General features: G+C 61.2%; 18 protein-coding genes. 9 read left to right on the plus strand and 9 right to left on the minus strand.

Going from position 1 to position 19,404, the window contains the following annotated elements; translation table 11 throughout:
- Nucleotides 1–123: 123 nt before the first annotated feature.
- The 5 genes from ACXHXG_RS10955 to ACXHXG_RS10975 all read right to left on the minus strand — a co-directional run bounded on the left by ACXHXG_RS10955 (nt 124) and on the right by ACXHXG_RS10975 (nt 8,414).
- On the minus strand, nt 124–1,908 hold the full coding sequence (locus ACXHXG_RS10955; protein ID WP_457899507.1) for an IlvD/Edd family dehydratase: 1,785 nt from the start codon (nt 1,906–1,908) through the stop codon (nt 124–126).
- A gap of 7 nt (nt 1,909–1,915) precedes the next feature.
- Nucleotides 1,916–2,800: an NAD(P)-dependent oxidoreductase gene (locus ACXHXG_RS10960; protein WP_457899276.1), complete on the minus strand. Its 885-nt coding sequence runs from the start codon at nt 2,798–2,800 to the stop codon at nt 1,916–1,918.
- A gap of 207 nt (nt 2,801–3,007) precedes the next feature.
- Nucleotides 3,008–6,205, minus strand: a complete 3,198-nt coding sequence (locus ACXHXG_RS10965; protein WP_457899277.1) for an efflux RND transporter permease subunit — start codon at nt 6,203–6,205, stop codon at nt 3,008–3,010.
- Nucleotides 6,206–6,331: 126 nt separating this feature from the next.
- Nucleotides 6,332–7,522, minus strand: a complete 1,191-nt coding sequence (locus ACXHXG_RS10970) for an efflux RND transporter periplasmic adaptor subunit (protein ID WP_457899278.1) — start codon at nt 7,520–7,522, stop codon at nt 6,332–6,334.
- Nucleotides 7,523–7,601: 79 nt separating this feature from the next.
- Nucleotides 7,602–8,414 (minus strand): alpha/beta hydrolase fold domain-containing protein, encoded by an 813-nt coding sequence (locus ACXHXG_RS10975; protein ID WP_104824063.1) that lies wholly within the window; start codon nt 8,412–8,414, stop codon nt 7,602–7,604.
- Between the two features lie 231 nt (nt 8,415–8,645).
- Here ACXHXG_RS10975 and ACXHXG_RS10980 point away from each other — a divergent pair, with 231 nt between their 5' ends.
- Entirely contained in the window at nt 8,646–9,557 is a 912-nt protein-coding gene (locus ACXHXG_RS10980; protein WP_457899279.1) for a LysR family transcriptional regulator, read from the plus strand.
- A 39-nt stretch (nt 9,558–9,596) separates the two neighbouring features.
- Here ACXHXG_RS10980 and ACXHXG_RS10985 read toward each other — a convergent pair whose 3' ends face one another.
- Nucleotides 9,597–10,055, minus strand: a complete 459-nt coding sequence (locus ACXHXG_RS10985) for a carboxymuconolactone decarboxylase family protein (RefSeq protein ID WP_104824065.1) — start codon at nt 10,053–10,055, stop codon at nt 9,597–9,599.
- A 139-nt stretch (nt 10,056–10,194) separates the two neighbouring features.
- Here ACXHXG_RS10985 and ACXHXG_RS10990 point away from each other — a divergent pair, with 139 nt between their 5' ends.
- Entirely contained in the window at nt 10,195–11,079 is an 885-nt protein-coding gene (locus tag ACXHXG_RS10990) for a sigma-70 family RNA polymerase sigma factor (RefSeq protein ID WP_457899280.1), read from the plus strand.
- 5 nt (nt 11,080–11,084) lie between these two features.
- Here the strand turns inward: ACXHXG_RS10990 and ACXHXG_RS10995 are convergent, their stop codons facing one another.
- Complete coding sequence (locus ACXHXG_RS10995) at nt 11,085–11,846, minus strand: AraC family transcriptional regulator (RefSeq protein ID WP_283047102.1); 762 nt, start codon at nt 11,844–11,846, stop codon at nt 11,085–11,087.
- A 123-nt stretch (nt 11,847–11,969) separates the two neighbouring features.
- Here ACXHXG_RS10995 and ACXHXG_RS11000 point away from each other — a divergent pair, with 123 nt between their 5' ends.
- The 4 genes from ACXHXG_RS11000 (at nt 11,970) to ACXHXG_RS11015 (ending at nt 15,984) form a co-directional block, all read left to right on the plus strand.
- Nucleotides 11,970–12,941: a DMT family transporter gene (locus ACXHXG_RS11000; protein WP_457899281.1), complete on the plus strand. Its 972-nt coding sequence runs from the start codon at nt 11,970–11,972 to the stop codon at nt 12,939–12,941.
- 97 nt (nt 12,942–13,038) lie between these two features.
- Nucleotides 13,039–13,764, plus strand: a complete 726-nt coding sequence (locus ACXHXG_RS11005) for a GntR family transcriptional regulator (RefSeq protein WP_283047105.1) — start codon at nt 13,039–13,041, stop codon at nt 13,762–13,764.
- 101 nt (nt 13,765–13,865) lie between these two features.
- The gene (locus tag ACXHXG_RS11010; RefSeq protein ID WP_457899282.1) at nt 13,866–15,146 is read left to right on the plus strand and encodes a cysteine desulfurase-like protein; all 1,281 of its coding nucleotides are present in this window, start codon (nt 13,866–13,868) and stop codon (nt 15,144–15,146) included.
- A 67-nt stretch (nt 15,147–15,213) separates the two neighbouring features.
- A complete protein-coding gene (locus ACXHXG_RS11015; RefSeq protein WP_283047109.1) occupies nt 15,214–15,984 on the plus strand; it encodes an HpcH/HpaI aldolase family protein in 771 nt (256 codons plus the stop codon).
- Nucleotides 15,985–15,998: 14 nt separating this feature from the next.
- On the opposite strand, the gene ACXHXG_RS11020 is transcribed toward ACXHXG_RS11015, so the two are convergent.
- Nucleotides 15,999–16,805, minus strand: coding sequence for an anti-sigma factor family protein (locus ACXHXG_RS11020; protein WP_457899508.1), 807 nt, complete (start codon nt 16,803–16,805; stop codon nt 15,999–16,001).
- Complete coding sequence (locus ACXHXG_RS11025) at nt 16,805–17,500, minus strand: sigma-70 family RNA polymerase sigma factor (RefSeq protein WP_457899509.1); 696 nt, start codon at nt 17,498–17,500, stop codon at nt 16,805–16,807. The genes ACXHXG_RS11020 and ACXHXG_RS11025 overlap by 1 nt, the downstream gene beginning before the upstream one ends.
- A gap of 60 nt (nt 17,501–17,560) precedes the next feature.
- Between ACXHXG_RS11025 and ACXHXG_RS11030 the strand changes: the two genes are divergently transcribed.
- The 3 genes from ACXHXG_RS11030 to ACXHXG_RS11040 are packed head-to-tail and all read left to right on the plus strand — an operon-like array spanning nt 17,561 to nt 19,373.
- Nucleotides 17,561–17,863 carry a hypothetical protein gene (locus ACXHXG_RS11030; protein ID WP_158704488.1) on the plus strand — a complete coding sequence of 101 codons (303 nt, stop codon included), beginning with the start codon at nt 17,561–17,563 and terminating at the stop codon, nt 17,861–17,863.
- 51 nt (nt 17,864–17,914) lie between these two features.
- The gene (locus ACXHXG_RS11035; protein ID WP_283047111.1) at nt 17,915–18,892 is read left to right on the plus strand and encodes an MBL fold metallo-hydrolase; all 978 of its coding nucleotides are present in this window, start codon (nt 17,915–17,917) and stop codon (nt 18,890–18,892) included.
- Between the two features lie 19 nt (nt 18,893–18,911).
- Nucleotides 18,912–19,373, plus strand: coding sequence for a tetratricopeptide repeat protein (locus ACXHXG_RS11040; protein ID WP_457899283.1), 462 nt, complete (start codon nt 18,912–18,914; stop codon nt 19,371–19,373).
- The last annotated feature ends 31 nt before the right edge of the window (nt 19,374–19,404 follow it).

A 19,404-nucleotide genomic window follows, 5' to 3' on the forward strand; every position in this document is an offset into this window, starting at 1 on the left:
CTGATATGTGGAAAGTTTGCATGATTTCGGCGGCATCTTTGCACCAGTGCCTTTAGCGATATTTAATAGGCCCTCAATAGTTGCGGGCTTTTGCCCGCAACTCTCGGCGCAATCCATTTGTGGTTAATGATTGTGGCGCGGCGGATTGGCCGCAAGATCGCGGAAATCGGCAGCGCCGTCGAGCACCGCGCCATCGGAAAGTTGCGTGACCGAACGGCGATAGATGCGCTGCCAAGGCGTTGCATCCGGCGGAACCGCCGGAATGCCGTCACCCTTGCGTCGTTCGATTTCCGCCTCATCCACCAGCATATCACAGCGGCCGTGATTGAAATCGATGCGGATGGTGTCGCCGGTCCTGAGCCAAGCCAGGCCACCGCCGGCGGCACTTTCCGGTGAGGCGTTCAGGATCGACGGACTGTCGGCGGTACCCGATTGGCGACCGTCACCGATCGTCGGCAGGCTGCGGATGCCCCGCTTCAGCAACGCATCCGGCGGCTGCATGTTGACCACCTCGGCAGAGCCCGGCCAGCCGATCGGCCCTGCCCCGCGAATGACGAGGATCGTATTCTCATCGATACCGAGATCAGCATCGTTGATGCGCTTGTGATAATCCTCCGATCCATCGAACACCACCGCCCTGCCTTCGAACACGCCCTCTCTGCCCGGCTCCTGCAGATAGCGGCGGCGGAAATCCTCCGAAACGACGCTCATCTTCATGATGGCAAAATCGAAAAGATTGCCCTTCAGCACCAGGAAGCCCGCCCGCTCCTTCAGTGGCTCGGCGAAAGGACGGATAACCTCGCGGTCCGTCGCTTCCCTACCCTTCAGGTTCTCCGCCATGGTCTTACCGGTGACGGTCGGACAGTCGCCATCGAGCTTGCCCGCCTGCAGCAACTCCCACATGATCGCCGGCACGCCGCCGGCGCGATGAAAGCGCTCGCCCAGGTAGGCGCCTGCCGGCTGCACATTGGCCAGCAGCGGAATGTCGAAGCCGTGCACCTGCCAGTCCTCGGGATGAAGCTCGACGCCCGCATGCCTCGCCATAGCCGCAAGATGCGGTTGCGCATTGGTCGAGCCGCCGATGGCAGAATTCACGCGGATGGCATTGAGGAAGGCCTGACGCGTCAGCACGTCCGAAGGCTTGATGTCGGCGAGAACCAGCTCGACCGCACGCCTTCCGGTGCGGTAAGCCATCTGGCCGCGCTCGCGGTAGGCGCCGGGAATGGCGGCACAGCCGGTCAGCGACATCCCAAGCGCTTCCGCCATGGCATTCATGGTCGAAGCAGTTCCCATGGTATTGCAATGGCCGATCGAGGGCGCCGAGGCGAGCGACGCCTCCATGAATTCCTCTTCGTCGATCTCGCCCGCCGCCAGCTTGCGGCGCGAGCGCCAGATCACCGTGCCGGAGCCCGCAAGCTCGCCCTCATGCCAGCCATCGAGCATCGGGCCGCCGGACAGGACGATTGCCGGAATATTGACGGTCGAAGCCGCCATCAGCGCTGACGGTGTGGTCTTGTCGCAGCCGGTCGTCAGCACGACGCCATCGAGCGGGTAGCCATAGAGCACCTCAACAAGGCCGAGATAGGCGAGATTGCGATCAAGCGCCGCGGTCGGGCGCTTGCAATTCTCGAAGATCGGATGGGTCGGGAATTCGATCGGAATGCCGCCGGCATCGCGAATGCCGTCGCGGACACGCTTAGCGAGATCGAGGTGATGACGGTTGCAAGGCGTCAAGTCGCTACCGCTCTGGGCGATGCCGATGATCGGCTTGCCGGAGCGTAGCTCCTCGGGCGTGATGCCATAATTCATGAAGCGCTCGAGATAGAGCGCGGTCATGTCGATATGATCCGGATTGTCGAACCAGTCCTGCGAACGCAGGCGGCGTTTGGATGTACCCTTGTCGGTCATGTCTTCCTCAAGTCTTTCCTCGAGCATTCTTGTCTTCCAGATGCTTTAGCAAGCCGCTGTGATCGCTTTCGCCGCCACCCTGCTCCACGAATTCGGCAAACTCCGCCCTGACGGCTTCGGTCAACGGCAGATGCAGCGACAAGCTTTGAGCGGCGGCGAGAACGGCATCGAGGTCTTTCAGTTGGTTGCGCGACGTGCCGCCGGGTATGAAATTACGCTCGATCATGCGCTGGCCGTGCAGCTCCAGAATCCGGCTTTCGGCAAAGCCGCCGCGAATGGCGGTGCGAAACGCCTCGGGCGAACCGCCGCCGGCTTCGACCAGCAGCATGGCTTCCGCAATCGCGCCGATGGTGACCGCAACGATCTGCTGGTTACCGAGCTTGGCAAGCTGGCCGGCGCCGCTGGGTCCCACACGGGTGACGCGGCCGAGCGGGGCCAGCACATCGCGGACGCTATCCATGACGTCGGCGTCACCGCCCGCCATGATCGCCAGCGTCCCGGCGGCCGCGCCGACCACGCCGCCGGAGACCGGGGCGTCGATATGATGAACGCCGCGCTCAGCCAGCTTTGCGGCATTCTCGCGGGCGAGCGGCGGCGGGATGGAGCTATTGTCGACCACGACGGCGCCGGGCTCCAATGCGTCGGCGACACCGCTTCCGAACAGGACCTCACTGACCGCGCCGGCATTGGTCAGCATGGTGAACAAGACAGTGGCACCCTTGGCCGCCTCCACCGCCGTCGCGGCGACTGTCGCACCATCGGCCGCCAATGCGTCCGCCTTGCTTCGGTCACGGTTCCAGACGGTGACGGCAAAACCGGCAGCGAGCAGCCGTCGCGCCATCGGGGCTCCCATCAATCCGGTCCCGAGAAAAGCTATCTTCCGATCGGTCATGCAAGGCGTCCTTCACTTTGCCTGACTGTTTGATAGACCCATGGCATCCGCATGCAAACGAAATTGGCAGGCCGGAACTAAATCTTCGAAAAACAAATTGGCCGAAATGGAAAATATCGAACCGACGTGAAATAGAATAAGGGGCGAGACCTTGCGGTCTCGCCCACGACATATCGGGCACTGGGGGTACTGCCCGACACGATATTCCTATTCGGCGGCGATCGGGAGAACCTCTGCCGAATGGTTGTTGTCGTTATGGTGATGCTGCTTCAGCGGACGGTTGCCCGTCAGCCTGCGGATCAGCACGTAAAACACCGGCGTCATGAAGATGCCGAAGAACGTGACGCCGATCATGCCTGAGAACACCGCAACCCCCATAGCAGCGCGCATCTCGGCGCCGGCGCCCGTCGAGGTGACCAACGGCACGACACCCATGATGAAGGCCATGGAGGTCATCAGGATCGGGCGCAGACGCAGACGGCTGGCTTCGACAGCGGCCTGAACCGGGGTGCGGCCCTCGAATTCCAGCTCGCGGGCGAATTCCACGATCAGGATCGCGTTCTTCGCCGACAAGCCCACCAACACCATCAAGCCGATCTGCGTGAAGATGTTATTGTCGCCCCCGATCAGCCAGACACCCGTCAACGCGGCGAGCACACCCATCGGCACGATCATGACGATCGCGAGCGGCAGACTGACGCTTTCATACTGGGCTGCCAGCACGAGATAAACGAGCAACAGAGCCAGCGGGAAGATGATGACGCCCGAGCTGCCGGCCAGGATCTGCTGGTAGGTCAGGTCCGTCCATTCGAAGCCAATGCCCTTGGGCAGCGTTTCGTTGGCGATGCGCTCCACGGCAGCCTGAGCCTGGCCGGACGAGAAGCCCGGCGCCGGACCGCCATTGATATCGGCGGCAAGGAAGCCGTTGTAACGCGTCGTCCGCTCCGGACCGGTGCTGGCCTCGACCTTCAACAGCGCCGACAGCGGGATCATCTGGCCCGATGCCGAACGAACCTTCAACTGGCCGATATCGCTTGCGTGAGCGCGGAACTTGGCGTCCGCCTGGACGCGCACGCTATAAGTACGGCCGAAAGCATTGAAGTCGTTGACATAGAGCGAACCCAGATAGATCTGCAGCGTGTCGAAGACATCGGTCACCGAGACACCCAGTTGCTCAGCCTTGGCGCGATCGAGATCGGCAAAGAGCTGCGGCACGTTGATCTGGTAGCTGGAGAACAGCCCGGTAAGTTCCGGCGCCTGATAGGCCTTGGCGAGGAACGCCTTGTTGGCCTCATCGAGCGCCTGGTAGCCGAGACCAGCTCGATCCTCGATCTGCATCTTGAAACCGCCGGTCGTGCCGAGGCCCTGGACGGGCGGCGGCGGGAACATGGCGATGAAGGCATCCTGGATCGCGCCGAACTTCTGGTTCAACTGCATGGCGATGGCGCCGCCCGACAGGTTCGGCGTCGTACGCTCCTCGAAAGCCTTCAAGGTCACGAAGACGATGCCGGCGTTGGACGAGTTGGTGAAGCCGTTGATCGACAGGCCGGGGAAGGCGATCGCATGTTCGACGCCCGGCTGCTGCATGGCGATGTCGCTCATCCGGTGAATGACGTCATCCGTGCGGTCGAGGGTGGCACCGTCAGGCAACTGCGCAAAGCCGATGAGGTACTGCTTGTCCTGCTGTGGCACGAAGCCGCCGGGAACGGCCTGGAACAGATAGTAGGTCGCGCCGATCAGCGCGATATAGACCACCATCACCAGGCTCTTCAGCGACAGGATGCCGCCGACGCCCTTGCCGTAGGCATTCGATCCGCGGTGGAACACCTTATTGAAGCCGCGGAAGAACCAGCCGAACAACACATCCATCACGCGCGTCAGCAGATCCTTCGGCGCATGATGATCCTTCAACAGCATGGCCGCCAACGCCGGAGACAGCGTCAGCGAGTTGAAGGCGGAAATCACGGTCGAGATGGCGATCGTCAGCGCGAACTGGCGATAGAACTGGCCCGACAGACCGGAGATGAAGGCGAGCGGCACGAAGACGGCGACCAGCACCAAGGCAATCGCAATGATCGGGCCGGAGACTTCCTTCATGGCACGATAGGTCGCATCGCGCGGACTGAGGCCGTTTTCGATATTTCGTTCGACGTTTTCGACGACCACGATGGCATCGTCCACGACAATACCGATCGCCAGCACCAGGCCGAAGAGGCTGAGCGCGTTGATCGAAAAGCCGAAGACATACATCACCGCGAAGGTGCCGATGATCGAGACGGGAACGGCGATCAGCGGAATGATCGAAGCGCGCCAGGTCTGCAGGAACAGAATGACGACGACGACGACCAGCGCGATGGCTTCGAGCAGCGTATGAACGACCTTGTCGATCGAAGCGCGCACGAACTGCGTGGTATCGTAGACGATCTCATATTTGACGCCATCGGGCATCGCCGTCTGCAGCTCGTTCATGGTCTTGACGACCTCGTCCGAGATGGTGATGGCGTTCGAGCCCGGCGCCTGGAAGACCGGCACGGCAACCGCGGGCTTGCCGTCGAGCAGCGAGCGCAGCGAATAATCCGATGCACCAAGCTCGACACGGGCGACATCACGCAGACGCGTGATTTCACCATTGGTGCCGCTCTTGACGATGATGTTGCCGAATTCTTCCGGCGTCGTCAGGCGGCCCTGGGCGTTGACGGAGAGCTGGACGTCGAGACCCGGAACGCTGGGCGAAGCACCGATGATGCCGGCTGCGGCCTGGACGTTCTGCTGGCGGATGGCGGTGGCGATGTCGCTCGCAGCCAGACCACGTTCGGCGGCCTTTTGCGGATCGACCCAGACGCGCATCGAATAGTCGCCCGAACCGAATACCTGGACCTGACCGACGCCTTCGATACGGGCAAGCCGGTCCTTGATGTTCAGCGTGGCGTAGTTGCGCAGGTAGGTGATGTCATAGCGATTGTCCGGCGAGATGAGGTTGACCACCATCATCAAATCCGGCGAGCTCTTGACCGTGGTGATGCCGAGGTCGCGGACGTCCTGCGGCAATCGTGGCTCGGCCTGCGAGACGCGGTTTTGCACCAGTTGCTGCGCCTTATCCGGATCGGTGCCGAGCTTGAAGGTGACGGTCAGCGTCAGAAGACCGTCCGATGTCGCCTGGCTGTTCATATAGAGCATGCCGTCGACGCCGTTGATCTGCTCTTCCAATGGCGTTGCCACGGTTTCGGCAATGACCTTCGGGTTGGCGCCCGGATATTGCGCGGTGACGACGATCGACGGCGGCACGACTTCCGGATATTCCGAAATCGGCAGCAGCTTCATGCCGATCAGGCCGGCGACCAGAATAAGGACCGACAGAACTCCGGCAAACACCGGACGGTCGACGAAAAATCTTGAGATGTTCATGGCAGAACCCTCTCCAGGGGTAAACGCAAGGACACGAAGTCCAGGCCCGTCGGCGATATGCCGCGAGCATTTCAAAATCAGGGCATTGCATGATCGCCGGGAGACTCGGCCTCCCGGCGAAATCGATTACTGAGCGGCGGCGACTTTTTCTTCCGGCTTCGGATCGACCACGGCGCCCGGGCGAACCCGTTGCAGGCCGTTGACGATGACCCGATCACCGGCATTCAGCCCAGATTCGACGATGCGCTGGCCATCGGCCGTGTCGCCGAGGCTGATCTGGCGATAGACCACCTTGTTGTCGCCATCGACCACGAAGACGAACTTCTTGTCCTGATCGGTGCCGATCGCCCGCTCGCTGACGACCAGCTTGCTCTCGGCCTTCGGCTGGCCCATGCGCACGCGCACGAACTGACCCGGGATGAGACGCCCGCCGGGATTGTCGAAGACAGCGCGTACGGTGACAGTGCCGCTTGCCGCATCGACTTCATTGTCGATCAGTTGCAGCTTGCCGTTGATCGGCGTGCCGCTGTCGTTGGCGGTGCCGATCTGCACGGGGATCTGTTCGACCGGCGGAACCGCGCCATTCGTCGTTGGGAGCTGTGCGAGCGCCTGGGTAACAGTCTGTTCGCTCGCATTGAAGCTGGCGTAGATCGGATCGACAGAGACGAGCGTCGTCAGCGCCGGCGAAGCGGAGCCGGCAGCAACGAGGTTGCCGACGGTCACTTCTATCTTACCGACGCGACCGGCGATCGGAGCGCGAACCTCGGTATAGTCGAGGTTCAACTGCGCAGTCTGCAGCGCGGCTTGCGCCGCCTTCAGATTAGCGTCGGCCTCGGCGTAGTTGCTGGCGCGCGTGTCCATGTCGCTCTGCGAGATCGTCTTGTTATCGGAGAGCTTCTGGCCACGGTCGACCTCGACCTTGGCGAGATCCAGCTTGGCCTTGGCTGCGCCAACTTCCGCCTGCGCCTGGGCGACGGCCGCCTCATAGGGTGCCTGGTCGATCGTCACCAGCAGGTCGCCCTGCTTGACCAATGCGCCTTCGCGGAAATGCACGGACTGGATGGCGCCGGCCACACGCGGACGGACTTCCACACGGTCGATAGCTTCGAGCCGGCCGGAAAACTCCTGCCAGGTCGTGATGTCGCGTGCCTCGACGGCGGCGACGGTGACGGGGATCGCAGGCTTTGCAGCCGGGGCGGCCGTCTCGGTCGCCTGAGCGCCGCGGGGCAAATCCAGATAGAACGCCGCGCCTGCAACGGCCGCAGCAATACCCATGCCGGCGCCCCATAGGGCCCAGCGCTTACCGTTGGACTTCATGTTAGTCTCTCCTGTTGATCCCGGCTTGGGGCACGGGATCGAAAATGCCTATCGTCTCGACATCATCAGACTTAGTCGATCAAGTCTGCACATCCTCGACAAACTGCCTGAAACTACAGCAGACATCCTGCTGCCATGACGGCTTATCCTTAGACTGCCCGCCATAGATGGTGGGCCAGCCCGTCCCGGCGGGAAGGACTTGCTGGCGAACACGGACGCCGGCCCCTTTCAGGCGGCTGCCGTATTCCATGCCCTCGTCGCGGAGCGGGTCGTCCTCGGCCGTGAGCACCAATGCCGGCGCGAGGCCCGAAAGCCGCGAACAGTATCGAGGCGCCGCATAGGGGTGACAGACGCCGCCCAGAAAACCCAGGTAACGGTTCCAACCCTCAGTCCAACGCTCGCGCATGCCGCTTTCCTCCGCCTGGAGGAAAGATTTCGATCCCATGAAGGGATCAAGCAGCGGCGATATCAGCACCTGTCCGTCCAGCGAACCGGGCATCTGGTCGCGCGCCTTTAAAGCCACTCCCGCTGCAACATTGCCACCCGATTCTTCACCGGCGACAAAGAGCAGCGATTTTTTCGCCCCGCCCAGCGCAAGCATGTTCCGCTTATTGCCGAGATAGGCGAGAATCCCGTAGGCGCACTCCAGCACCTGCGGAAAGGCATTTTGATTGCCGCTGGTGTAATCGGCAGCAACCACGATCGCACCGGCTTCAGCAAGACTTGCAGCCACCGGTCGGTCAATCGCATGCTCGGTATCGATAAAGGCGCCACCATGCAGGTAAAGCACGATGGGTGCCGCCTTCTTCATACCTTCGCCGTTGTAGATCCGCGCTGCGACCGGCCCGGTGGGCACGTTTTCCAGCATCACATCTTTCCACGGCGCGCTCATGGACCCATATCCTCATCTGTTCGATTGAACATGATTTTTCCGAAAACCGTGTCACACGTTCCAGGATCACGTTCTGAGTTACGCGGCCCAAGCGCCCCATGCCGCGTTGCAACAATCACATCCACAACATATTGTTATTCCGTTCTGAGAATAAGTGGCCTATATTCGATCAGACTATTCACCAGAACAAACAATCGACCTTTTTCGTTTTTGGTCGAAGGGCGCCTTAAGATGGACCAGCTATCAGCGATGCGGGCTTTCGCACGCGTGGTGGAGACGGGCAATTTCACCCGCGCCGCCACGACCCTCTCTATGCCGAAGGCGACGGTAACGACGCTCATCCAGTCGCTAGAGGCGCATTTGCACACCAAGCTTTTGAACCGCACGACCCGTCGCGTCATGGTTACGACAGACGGAGCACTCTATTACGAGCGCGCCATTCAGATCCTCTCCGAAATCGAGGAACTGGATGGCAGCATCAGCAATTCGCAAAGCCTGCCGAGCGGCCGCCTGCGCGTCGAAATGGCGGGGGCTTTCGCTGACAACATCGTCATGCCGGCGCTTTGCGATTTTCATCAGCGCTATCCGGACATCCGCATCGATCTCGGCGTCGGCGACCGGCTGGTGGATTATCTGGCGGAGAATGTGGACTGTGCCCTGCGTGCGGGCATGCCGAGCGATCAGTCGCTGATTGCCCGGCGCGTCGGAGAGATACATCTCGTCACCTGTGCTGCTCCTCGCTACATCGAAAAATTCGGCATGCCCGAACGGCCGGAAGAGCTGGAAAGCAACCACTATGCCGTCAGCTATTTCCGTGCACAGACCGGTCGAACGGTTCCGTTCGAATTCCAACGCGGCAACGAATCGCTGGAGATCAGCCCACGCTACATCCTGTCGGTCAATGATAGCCGCAGCTACATCAACGCCGCACTGACCGGTCTCGGTATCGCCCAGGCGCCGGCCTTCATGGTTCGTGACGCGCTCGCCAAGGGCGATCTCATCCCCATCCTTCCCGGCTGGACCCACACCCCTGTGCCGTTGCACATCGTCTATCCTCCGAACCGGCATCTCAGCAACAAGGTGCGCGTGTTCGTCGACTGGCTGGCAAAACTGCTGGTGACGTCGAAGGTTGGAGCGGTTTAAGACCTTCTCCCCGGCGGGGAGAAGGTGATGCTGGTGCTATCAGCTCCAGGAGGCTCCTGCCGGATGCCGGACCGTCGCGTTCAGCCGGTTCCAGACATTGTCCACGGCAACCGAGATGATCAAAGCGGAGAGCGCTTTTTCGTCATAATATTTGGCTGCTTCATTCCAGACTTCATCGCTCACCGCGTCCGGCCGGTCGGCAAGCCGTGTCATCGCTTCGCCAAGCGCAAGGGCGGCACGTTCAGCGTCGGTGAAATAGGGCATTTCGCGCCAGGCGGAGACGCCGACGATGCGCTCGATCTTTTCGCCTTCCTTCTGCAGCTTACGGAAACCCATGTCGGTGCAGACGCTGCAGCCATTGATCTGGCTGACACGCAGATGCACGAGATCCATGGTGTTCTCAGACACACCGCGATCCTTGATCGAGGCGCTGACCGCCAAGAGGGCTTGCAGGGTTTCCGGCAGGATGACGGCGGGGTTCTTCATGCGGGCTTGCATCATTCTCTCCTTGAGGTGTTTTCAGGTGAGCCCAACATGGGCCCGATCTTGACGACGCGGCTCCATGTCGATCCTTTGTCACATCGGCTGGGTTTCGTTCGTCATGGGCATGACGGAGCACACACAAGGAATGTGACCGATGGACGAAAAAAAGTGGCAGGCAGAAAAATTCGAGGCCAACCGGCCGCATTTGCGTGCGGTCGCCTACCGCATGCTCGGCTCGCGGGCAGAGGCGGAGGACGCGGTGCAGGAGGCTTGGCTGCGACTCAGCCGTGCAGATATTTCTGACGTCGAAAATCTCAGCGGCTGGCTGACGACGGTGACCGCCCGCATTTGTCTCGACTGGCTGCGCTCCCGTAAATCCCGGCGCGAGGAACCGTTGACCATCCGCGTCCCCGAACCGGTCGTCAGCCATGAAGCCGGTACAGGGAGCGACCCGGAGCAGGACGCGCTGCTCGCCGATTCCGTCGGCCTGGCACTGCTGGTGGTACTGGAAAAGCTGACCCCGGCCGAGCGGCTGGCCTTTGTGCTGCACGACATGTTCGACATGCCCTTCGACGACATCGCGCTGATCGTTGGACGCACGACGATCGCCACACGCCAGCTCGCCAGCCGTGCCCGCCGCCGAGTGCAGGGAGCGCCGGTCGCTGCGGAAGCAGATCTCAGCCGCCAGCGCCATGTGGTCGACGCCTTCCTGACGGCCTCGCGCAGCGGCGACCTGAATGCACTTCTTGCCGCTCTCGATCCCGACGTCATCTTCCGCGCCGATGCCGTGGCAACAAAAATGGGCTCGCGGGCGGAAATCCGTGGCCGGACGGCGGTGGCCGAAACCTTCCGCGGCCGTGCCCAAGGAGCCCTGCCCGCCGTCATCGATGGCGCCGTTGGCGCCGTCGTCGTCCTCGGCGGAAAATTGCGCATCGCGCTCCGTTTTGCCGTTGCCGACGGCGGCCGTATTGTCAGCATCGAGGCGATGGCCGATCCCGAGCAACTGCGTAATCTCGATGTGCTGGTCATCGATCGGTGACGGTGTCAGCGCATCTGCGTCGGGCTCGTCCCCGTCAGCCGGCGGAACATCGCGATGAAAGCGGAGGCGTTGCCGTAACCCAGTTGCGCCGCGATCCGCTGCACCGGCTGGCCGGCCTCGATCATCGCCAGCGCCGCAACCAGCTTCAGCCGCTGGCGCCACTCGTTGAAGGAAATGCCGAGTTGATCGTGACAGCGGCGGGAAAGCGTCCGCTCGGTCGTTTTCATCCGATGCGCCCATTCCGCCAGGGAATGGCGGTCGCCAGGATCGGCCTGCAGTGCCCTCAGAACCGGTCCGAGCAACGCGTCGTCTGATAGCGGCAAATAGCTCTCGCTGCGCGGCGCCAGGCGTATCTGATCGACCAGCACCTCGGCCAGCCGCAGGTCCTCCTCGCTCTTCGGCACGGTGATGTCACGAGTGGCGAAGTCGGCAAGGATTGCCTTCAGAAGCGGGCTGAGGCCAAGCGTTGCCGGTGCCGCCGGAAGATTGGCGCAGAGCGAGCGCTCGACATAAACGGTGACATAGCGAACATCGTACTGGTTCCATGCCTCATGCAGCACATCAGGCGGAATCCAGATGGCATAATGCGGCGGCGACAGATAGCGCACGCCCTGAATATCGAAATCGACGACGCCGGCGAGCGCATAATTCAGCTCGCCCCAGGTCTGGCGTTTGGCGGGAAAGATCGTGCCGCCCTTGTAATTCTCCGTCCGGAAGGAGACCGGCTGCGGCGGGTCTCCCTGGATACGTGGTTCGCGCGCACTCATGTCCGTAATCCGCTACCGATGTCTGAAACTCGCTATATACCAGTAATCAGACAGAGCATAAAAGTGGCTTCACCATAATCTCGACCGATCCGGCCAGGCCGACCATCCGACAGGAGGACCGCCATGAGCAGTAGCACGACCCCTCCGGCCAATAGCACGACCTCCATCATGACGAGCGCCGCGCTTGCGCCGCTTTGCACCGTGCTCATCTGGTCCGGCAATACCATCGTCACCAAGGCAGCATCCGGCGTCATCTCGCCCGGTTCGATCTCCTTCTATCGCTGGCTGCTGGCCTTTCTCGTTCTCCTGCCCTTCGTTGGCCGGGCCGCATGGCGGAACCGTACCGTCCTCAAGCAATACTGGCTGAAGCTCGCCACCCTCGGCGCACTCGGGATGGTCATCTATCAAAGCCTTGCCTATGAGGCCGCCAGGACCACCTCGGCGGTCAACATGGGCGTCATGCTGGCACTGATGCCACTGCTGTCGACGCTGCTTGCCAGTGCACTCGCCGGCGAAAAGCTGACGGCCACCAATCTCGCAGGCGGAGCCATCTCGCTGATCGGCCTGATCTATCTGACATCCCAAGGCCACCCGACGACCCTGCTAAGTGGCGGCTTCCATATCGGCGACGGCCTCATGATCGTTGCCGTGCTCTCCAATTCGCTCTATGGCGTGATGTTGAAACGCTGGGCGATGCCAATTTCCATGTGGCAGCAATTATTCTGGCAGATCGGCTTTTCGACCATTCTGTTGATTCCGGTTTTCCTGATGGGCGATATTTCGCCGATCACATCGGCCAATCTGCCGCTGGTCCTCTATGCGGCCATTCCGACATCGCTGGTCGCACCGCTCTGCTGGATGATCGGCATCCAGAAACTTGGAGCCGCCCGCACCTCACTGCTCATCAATCTCCTGCCGATCATCGTGGCGGTCCTCGCCTGGGCAATCCTACACGAGCAGCTATACGCCTATCACGCTATTGGCGGCGCGCTCGCTCTCATCGGCGTCGGACTTGGCCTCCGGCAGGCGAAGATCGCCAAGGGCGAGACAGAGCCGGGCGCGGATCAGGCTGCTTGGGAGACGGAGGAAGTCTGACAGCCCGGTCTTCGCGTCGAAACTCTTTTCATCGGGCCGTCCTTCGTTCTACGATGAACGATGCGACGGGAGTCGCCCGAGCAAGAAGGAAACGAGCGTGCGCATAGCCTTGGAACCGGTGTCTTCGAGAACGACCATCCAGGAGGGCGTTTATCAACAGTTGCGCAACGCGCTGATGGCCGGCAATTTCGATCCCGGCCAGACATTGACCATCGCCTCGCTCGCCGAAACATTCGGCACCAGCAACATGCCCGTGCGCGAAGCCTTGCGGAGGCTTGCGGCGGAAAATGCGCTGGAGGTCGCGCCGAATGGCTCTGCCCGCATCCCAATCGTGACGCTTGCCCGCCTCGACGATCTCTGCCGCGCCCGCATTGCCGTTGAAGGATTGGCCGCCGAGCTTGGCATTCCCCGTCTGACGGCCACCGATATCCAGACATTGGAGCGCATCGCCGCCGAACAGCACGCCATCGGCCGTAGCAGCAATGTCTACGAACTCATGGCGAGGAACCAGCAGTTCCATTTCACCATCTACCGCGCCTCCGGTTCGGAGGTGCTGCTGCAACTGATCGAAACCCTGTGGCTGCGTTTCGGCCCCTATATGCGAATGTTGTCGGCCTCCGTCGAGCCGCTGATGCGCAGCGGCGAGATCGATCCCGCAGGCCCGCATTTCCCGATCATCGAAGCGCTAAAGGCCGGCGATTTCGCCCGCGCCCGGGATGGTGTCGTCGCTGATATCCGTCGCACCCATGAGATCCTGCGCGACTATTGCCCTACAGAAGACGAACCCCGCGCCAAGGGACCGGCCTCAGCGCTGCGGCGGTGAACCGTTCGATATTGGGCGAGAAATTTAGTTGAACCCTCAAATATTTTGTGATCAAATGATCATAACGACATTTTCAATCCCTTTCTGTGAGCGAGATCCTCATGAGCGCCTCCCCTTCGCCATCGAAATTTTCCGGCCATAACAGCTTTCCGGTCGATGAAATCCGCGCCATGTTTCCGGCTGTTCAGAAGGCCGGCGATTTCGTGTTTCTCGACAATGCCGGAGGCTCGCAAGTGCCGCAGACGGTGGTCGATGCGGTGGCCAATCATCTGATCGACTACAACGTCCAGCGCATGGCGAAATACCAGCACAGCCAGGGCGTCGACCGCAATCTGGATGAGGCGCGCGAGAGCGTTGCCATGTTGGTCAACGCCTATCGTCCCGAAGAAATCTCCTTCGGCCAAAATGCCACGTCGTTCATCCGCCTGGTAAGCCTCGGCATCGCCAAGCTGCTCGGCGAGCGCAACGAGATCGTCATTACCGATATGGACCATGACGCCAACATCGCCACCTGGCTGGCGCTGGAGGCCGATGGCGCCAAAATCGTCTGGTGGCGCATGCGCGAAGACGGCACGCTGCACACCGAAGACCTGAAGCCGCTGCTGAACGACAAGACCCGCCTCGTCGCCTGCACCGTGACTGCCCACTCCATCGGCACGATCGTTGATGTCGCCACGGTGGGCAAGCTGGCGCATGCGGCCGGCGCCGAAGTCTTCCTCGATTGCGTCCACTATGGCCCGCATGGCCTGATGGACGTGCAAGCCTGGAATTGCGACTATCTCGTCTGCTCGGGCTACAAGAATTTCTCGCCGCACATGGGCTTCCTCTGGGGCCGCTACGACGCGCTGGTCAAGCTGCCGACCTTCAAGGAAGATTTCATACCGGACGTGCCGCCCTACAAGATCGAGGTCGGCACTTTCACCTATGAAAACGTCGCGGGCATGAACGCCGCTGTCAAATATCTCGAAGCCCTCGGCCTCCGCTTCCTGCCGGCGGGCCAACACACCCGCCGCGAGGCGCTTGCCGCTGCCATGGGTGCCATCCGCGAATACGAGCTGATGCTTTCGCGCGAGATGATCGCCGTTCTGAAGCGTCACGGCGCCGTCATCTATGGTATTTCCGACGACGCCCGCCTCGAACAGCGCGTGCCGACCATCTGCTTCAACATGCCGGGGATTACGCCGCAGGAATTCGCTGCGGACATGGGCGAAGCGGGTATCGGGCTGCGCGACGGCCATATGTTTGCCCCGCGCCTGATGAAACGCCTCGGCCTCTCCATGGAAACCGGTGCCATCCGCGTATCTCTCGTGCATTACAATAAGGTCGAGGAAATCGCCCGGTTCGAGAAAGTGCTTACAGAGGTCATGGCGCGGTACAAATAGTCGCTTCGCAGAGATTTGATTTGAGGCTATCCCTCTTCGCAGAGATCGTTGGAGAGGCAGAAAAACCATGGGCAATTTCCGCAAGAACTGCATCGAGAAAAACCTGCTCATCGGCACCTTCGCCGCCATTCCGCATCCCGTCGCCATCGAGGTTACGGCAGCGGCCGGCGTCGATTTCCTCTGCATCGATTGGGAACATTCGCAGATCGGCCGCGAGCGCATCGAGGACCTGATCCGCGCCGCTGATGTCCATCGTGTTCCCGCCATGGTCCGCGTGCCCGGCCATGCGCCGGATTCCATCGCCTCGGCGCTGGATGCAGGCGCGGCGGGCGTTCTCGTGCCGCGCGTGTCAACGGCGGCGCAGGCAAAAGCTGCCGTGCTGGCGACGCGGTATCCGCCGATCGGCGAACGCGGCGTCGGTCCCGGTCGGGCGGCCGCTTACGGCTATCGCATTCCGGATTATCTCGCCAAGGCCAATGCCGAACTCGTGCTTGCCGTTCAGGTGGAGACGGCGGAAGGGCTCGCCAATATTGCGGAGATCGCCGCCGTCGATGGCGTCGACGTCATCTTCATCGGCCCCGGCGACCTCTCCGTCTCGATCGATGCCATGGGTCCTGCAGGGAAAGACAAGCTCAACGCCGCGATCGAAACCATCACGAAAACCGCGCTCGCCGCCGACCGCACGGTCGGCATCTTCCGACCGTCTCCAGACGATATCGGCGCCTGGCTTTCTGCCGGCATTAGCTTCTTCCTACTCGCCAGCGACACCATGTTTCTGGGCGCTGGCATTGCTGATGGGGTTGCCCAGGCACGTCAACAGGGCGCGGCCAAATCATAGAAGTGCCAAGGGCTCTAGAGACCGGCTGCTCGTGAAAAATTATCGCGGAAAGCAGCAAGGTCGGGCGCGCTGACATCCGAAACCGCCCAGAAGACCAGCCCGCCGCCGGACCATTCGGTGAGGTTATAGCCATCATGCATCGTCGCGCTCTGCACGACCTTTGCGCCCGGCCAGACGAAGAGATTGATGACATGGCCGTGGCGGCGGTAGACGAGCGCCGCTACGACCCGGCCATTGATATAATCCACCCGACCGCCGATCAGCGGAAAACCGTCCGCGGCAAGATCGACCACCGGCGGCGAAAAGTCGATCTTGCCGTTGAACCACGGCTTGACCGTATGCTGGTCGGATGTCTGCACGTCGACGAGATGATTGGCGAGCATCGAGCGCACATGGCTTGCCAGCAACTCGTTCTGAATGGGCGCACTCACCTGCGGATTGCCAAGCACAAGCATAAGACTAGCCGCTAGGGCCGCCAGTGACGGTATGAAGCTCCATTGCCCAAACATTTGCAGACCACGCCACCACCATACGGTTTCGCGGCGCCGTGTCCCCGGAGCCTGCGCCTGCCGCTGAGCCTCCTCAAGAGAAATGGCCGTCATAATACGTGCGCGAACCTCATCGGGCGCTTTCCATTTGACACCATCCCGGCCGACGACCCGCTTCATATCTTTGAGCCCTTCCAAGGCGGCGGTGCATTGCGGGCATGTCGCAAGATGCTGTTCGAATTGTATCGTGTGAACCGCATCGAGTTCATCATCCACGTAGCAATGAAGGATCGATTCCCATTCGGGGCAGCTTTCCGGGGTTTTCTCGCTCATCATGCGGCCCCGCCTTTCTCGCCCAATTGCCATGCCTCGCAGAATTCACGCCTCGCCCTGGCAAGCCGCGACATCACGGTTCCGATCGGCACGTTGGTTATATCGGCGATCTGGCGATAAGACAGATTTTCCAGCTCCCGCAGCACCAGCACTTCCCGCGACAGGTCCGCAAGAGAGCTGATAACTTGCCGGACCCGCTGCGACTCCGACTTGCGGATCAAGGCGGCCTCGGGCGAGTCCTCCTCAGAGGCAACGTCGTGGGCACCGCCGTGTGACAGATCTTCGTCCCCCACATCGTTTGCCGTCATCGGCGTCTCGAAACGAGCCTTGCGCCGGCCTTCGCTCAGCCAGACGTAGTAACAGTTCCGGACGATGGCAAACATCCAGGCCCGAGGCTCGCCGCCCCGGTAGCTCTCGAAATTGCGATAGGCACGCAGGAACGCTTCCTGCACGATGTCCTGCGCCGCATCGGCATCCCGGCTGAGAAAGCGTGCGAAATTATAGGCGGCATCCAGATGCGGAACGATCGTATTCTGAAACCGTAACATCAGATCGCGCGATGCCGGCGAAAGGCTCCCGACATTTTCGCGGTGCATCGATTGCAGCATCGGACCAACCGCATCGATGGCGACGGCTGGGCGCAATTTCGCGAATGACACCAGGGATTGGCCGACAAAGGCGGCAACGGCACGCATCCGGGTCAATACAGAAACGAAACCCGACGGGGGCCGGTCGCCGAATGCGAAGAAGGCAAAATGGATATCCGTCGTCATGATCCCTGCATTGCTCCAGCGTCGGTTTCGGTCGGGCTAGTCCCTGATGCGAATATTGCTCTTCACTCTCCAGATCGTTTCGGGCGGCATTTTATTCTCGCCGCTCGCAAATATTTTTCGTCGGCGACAATGCCCTGCAGCAGCCTGCCCCACTCTGCACCCGCCTATTCCGCCGCACCAGCAGAATTAGATAAATCATATCAAAACCTTATCAGAAAGATGCCATTAGCCGAGAATAATCCGCCAAGACCGGCGATCTCCTTCGACAGCGGAGGCATTGATTGACCCTTGTCCTCCGCTTCGCGTGGCGATGCCACTCAAAGAGGAGACAAGACAATGTTCAACATGACGCGCCGCACTGTTTTGAGCTCGGCCGCGGCAGCAGCCGCTTTCGGCCTGTCGGCGAAGCTGGAATTCATCCCGTCGCTGGCCAAGGCCGCAACACCGCTTGAACCGGAGGTCGGTTTCTATCGCTACAAGGTCGGGGATGTCGAAGTCACCGCCATTTATGACGGCATATGGCGCAAGCCTCATGATCCCGCCTTCATCAAGAACGCCTCGGTCGAGGATACCAAGCAAGCACTGGCCGCCGCCGGCCAAACGACAGAATTCATGCCTATCCCACTCACAGTCGTCGTCCTGAAGATCGGCGACCGGCTGGTCATGATGGATGCGGGCTCCGGCGTCGGCCAATGGCAGGCCAATGCGACCCATCTGCCCGCCAACATGGCCGCGGCCGGTATCGACTACAAGAATATCGATACGGTGATCATCTCGCATTTCCATCCCGATCATGTCTGGGGCCTGATGGAAAAAGGCACGAATGAACCGGTTTTCGCCCACGCCGAACTCGTCACCAATGCCGACGAATTCAATTGGTGGACGGCGCCCGACCGTGTCGACAAACTAGCCCCAGGCCGCAAGGACGCCGGAAAACGCATAGGCGCCGTCTTTCCGAAATGGAACAACTGGAAACTGGTCGGCGATGGCGCAGAAGTGGCTCCCGGCGTTCACCTCGTCGCCGCACCCGGCCATACGCCCGGCCATTCCACCTTCCTTGTCGCCTCGGGCAAGGAACAGCTACTCGTCTCCGCCGACGTCATGTACGTGCCGGCGCTGCTCGCTCCCCACCCGGAATGGGAGGGGAGCTACGATCAGGACGGGCCGGCAGCCGTCGTCACGCGGCGCAAGCTGGTCGATCGCGTCATCGCCGACAACATCAAGATCTGCGGTTCGCATTTCCCCTTCCCGGGCTCCGGCACCTTCGTGAAGGACGGCGACGCCTACGGCTTTACCCCGACAACACAGGCCTGAACACTCAAGGAGACCTATCATGTTCAAATACGCAATCTTCGGCGCCGCCAGCCTTTGCGCCGCCATCATCCTTCCCGCAGCCATCGCGCTCCCGGCTTTCGCCGTCGACAACATGGAAACCACGGATGCACCCGACCTGACCTCCGTTCGCGCCAAGATCGACGCAAAGGACTATACCGGCGCATTGGCCGAACTCCGCGGCTTGGCCGAGGATCATCAGCAGGCGGACGTCTACAATCTTCTGGGCTTCACGCTCAGAAAGACCGGCGATTTCCAGACCTCGCTGACCTACTACACCAAGGCGCTGGAACTGCAGCCCAATCACAAGGGCGCCCGCGAATATCTCGGCGAACTCTATGTCGAGACCGGCAATATGGACAAAGCAAAGGAACAACTAGCGACGCTGAAGCAACTTTGCCCAAGCGGCTGCGAGGAGCTCGAGGACCTGCAAAAGGCGATCGACACCAAGACTGTCAACTAACCCCGAGAAAACAGTGCCTGCGAAGCCGAAC

The sequence above is a fragment of the Rhizobium sp. LEGMi-198b genome, assembly GCF_054114205.1.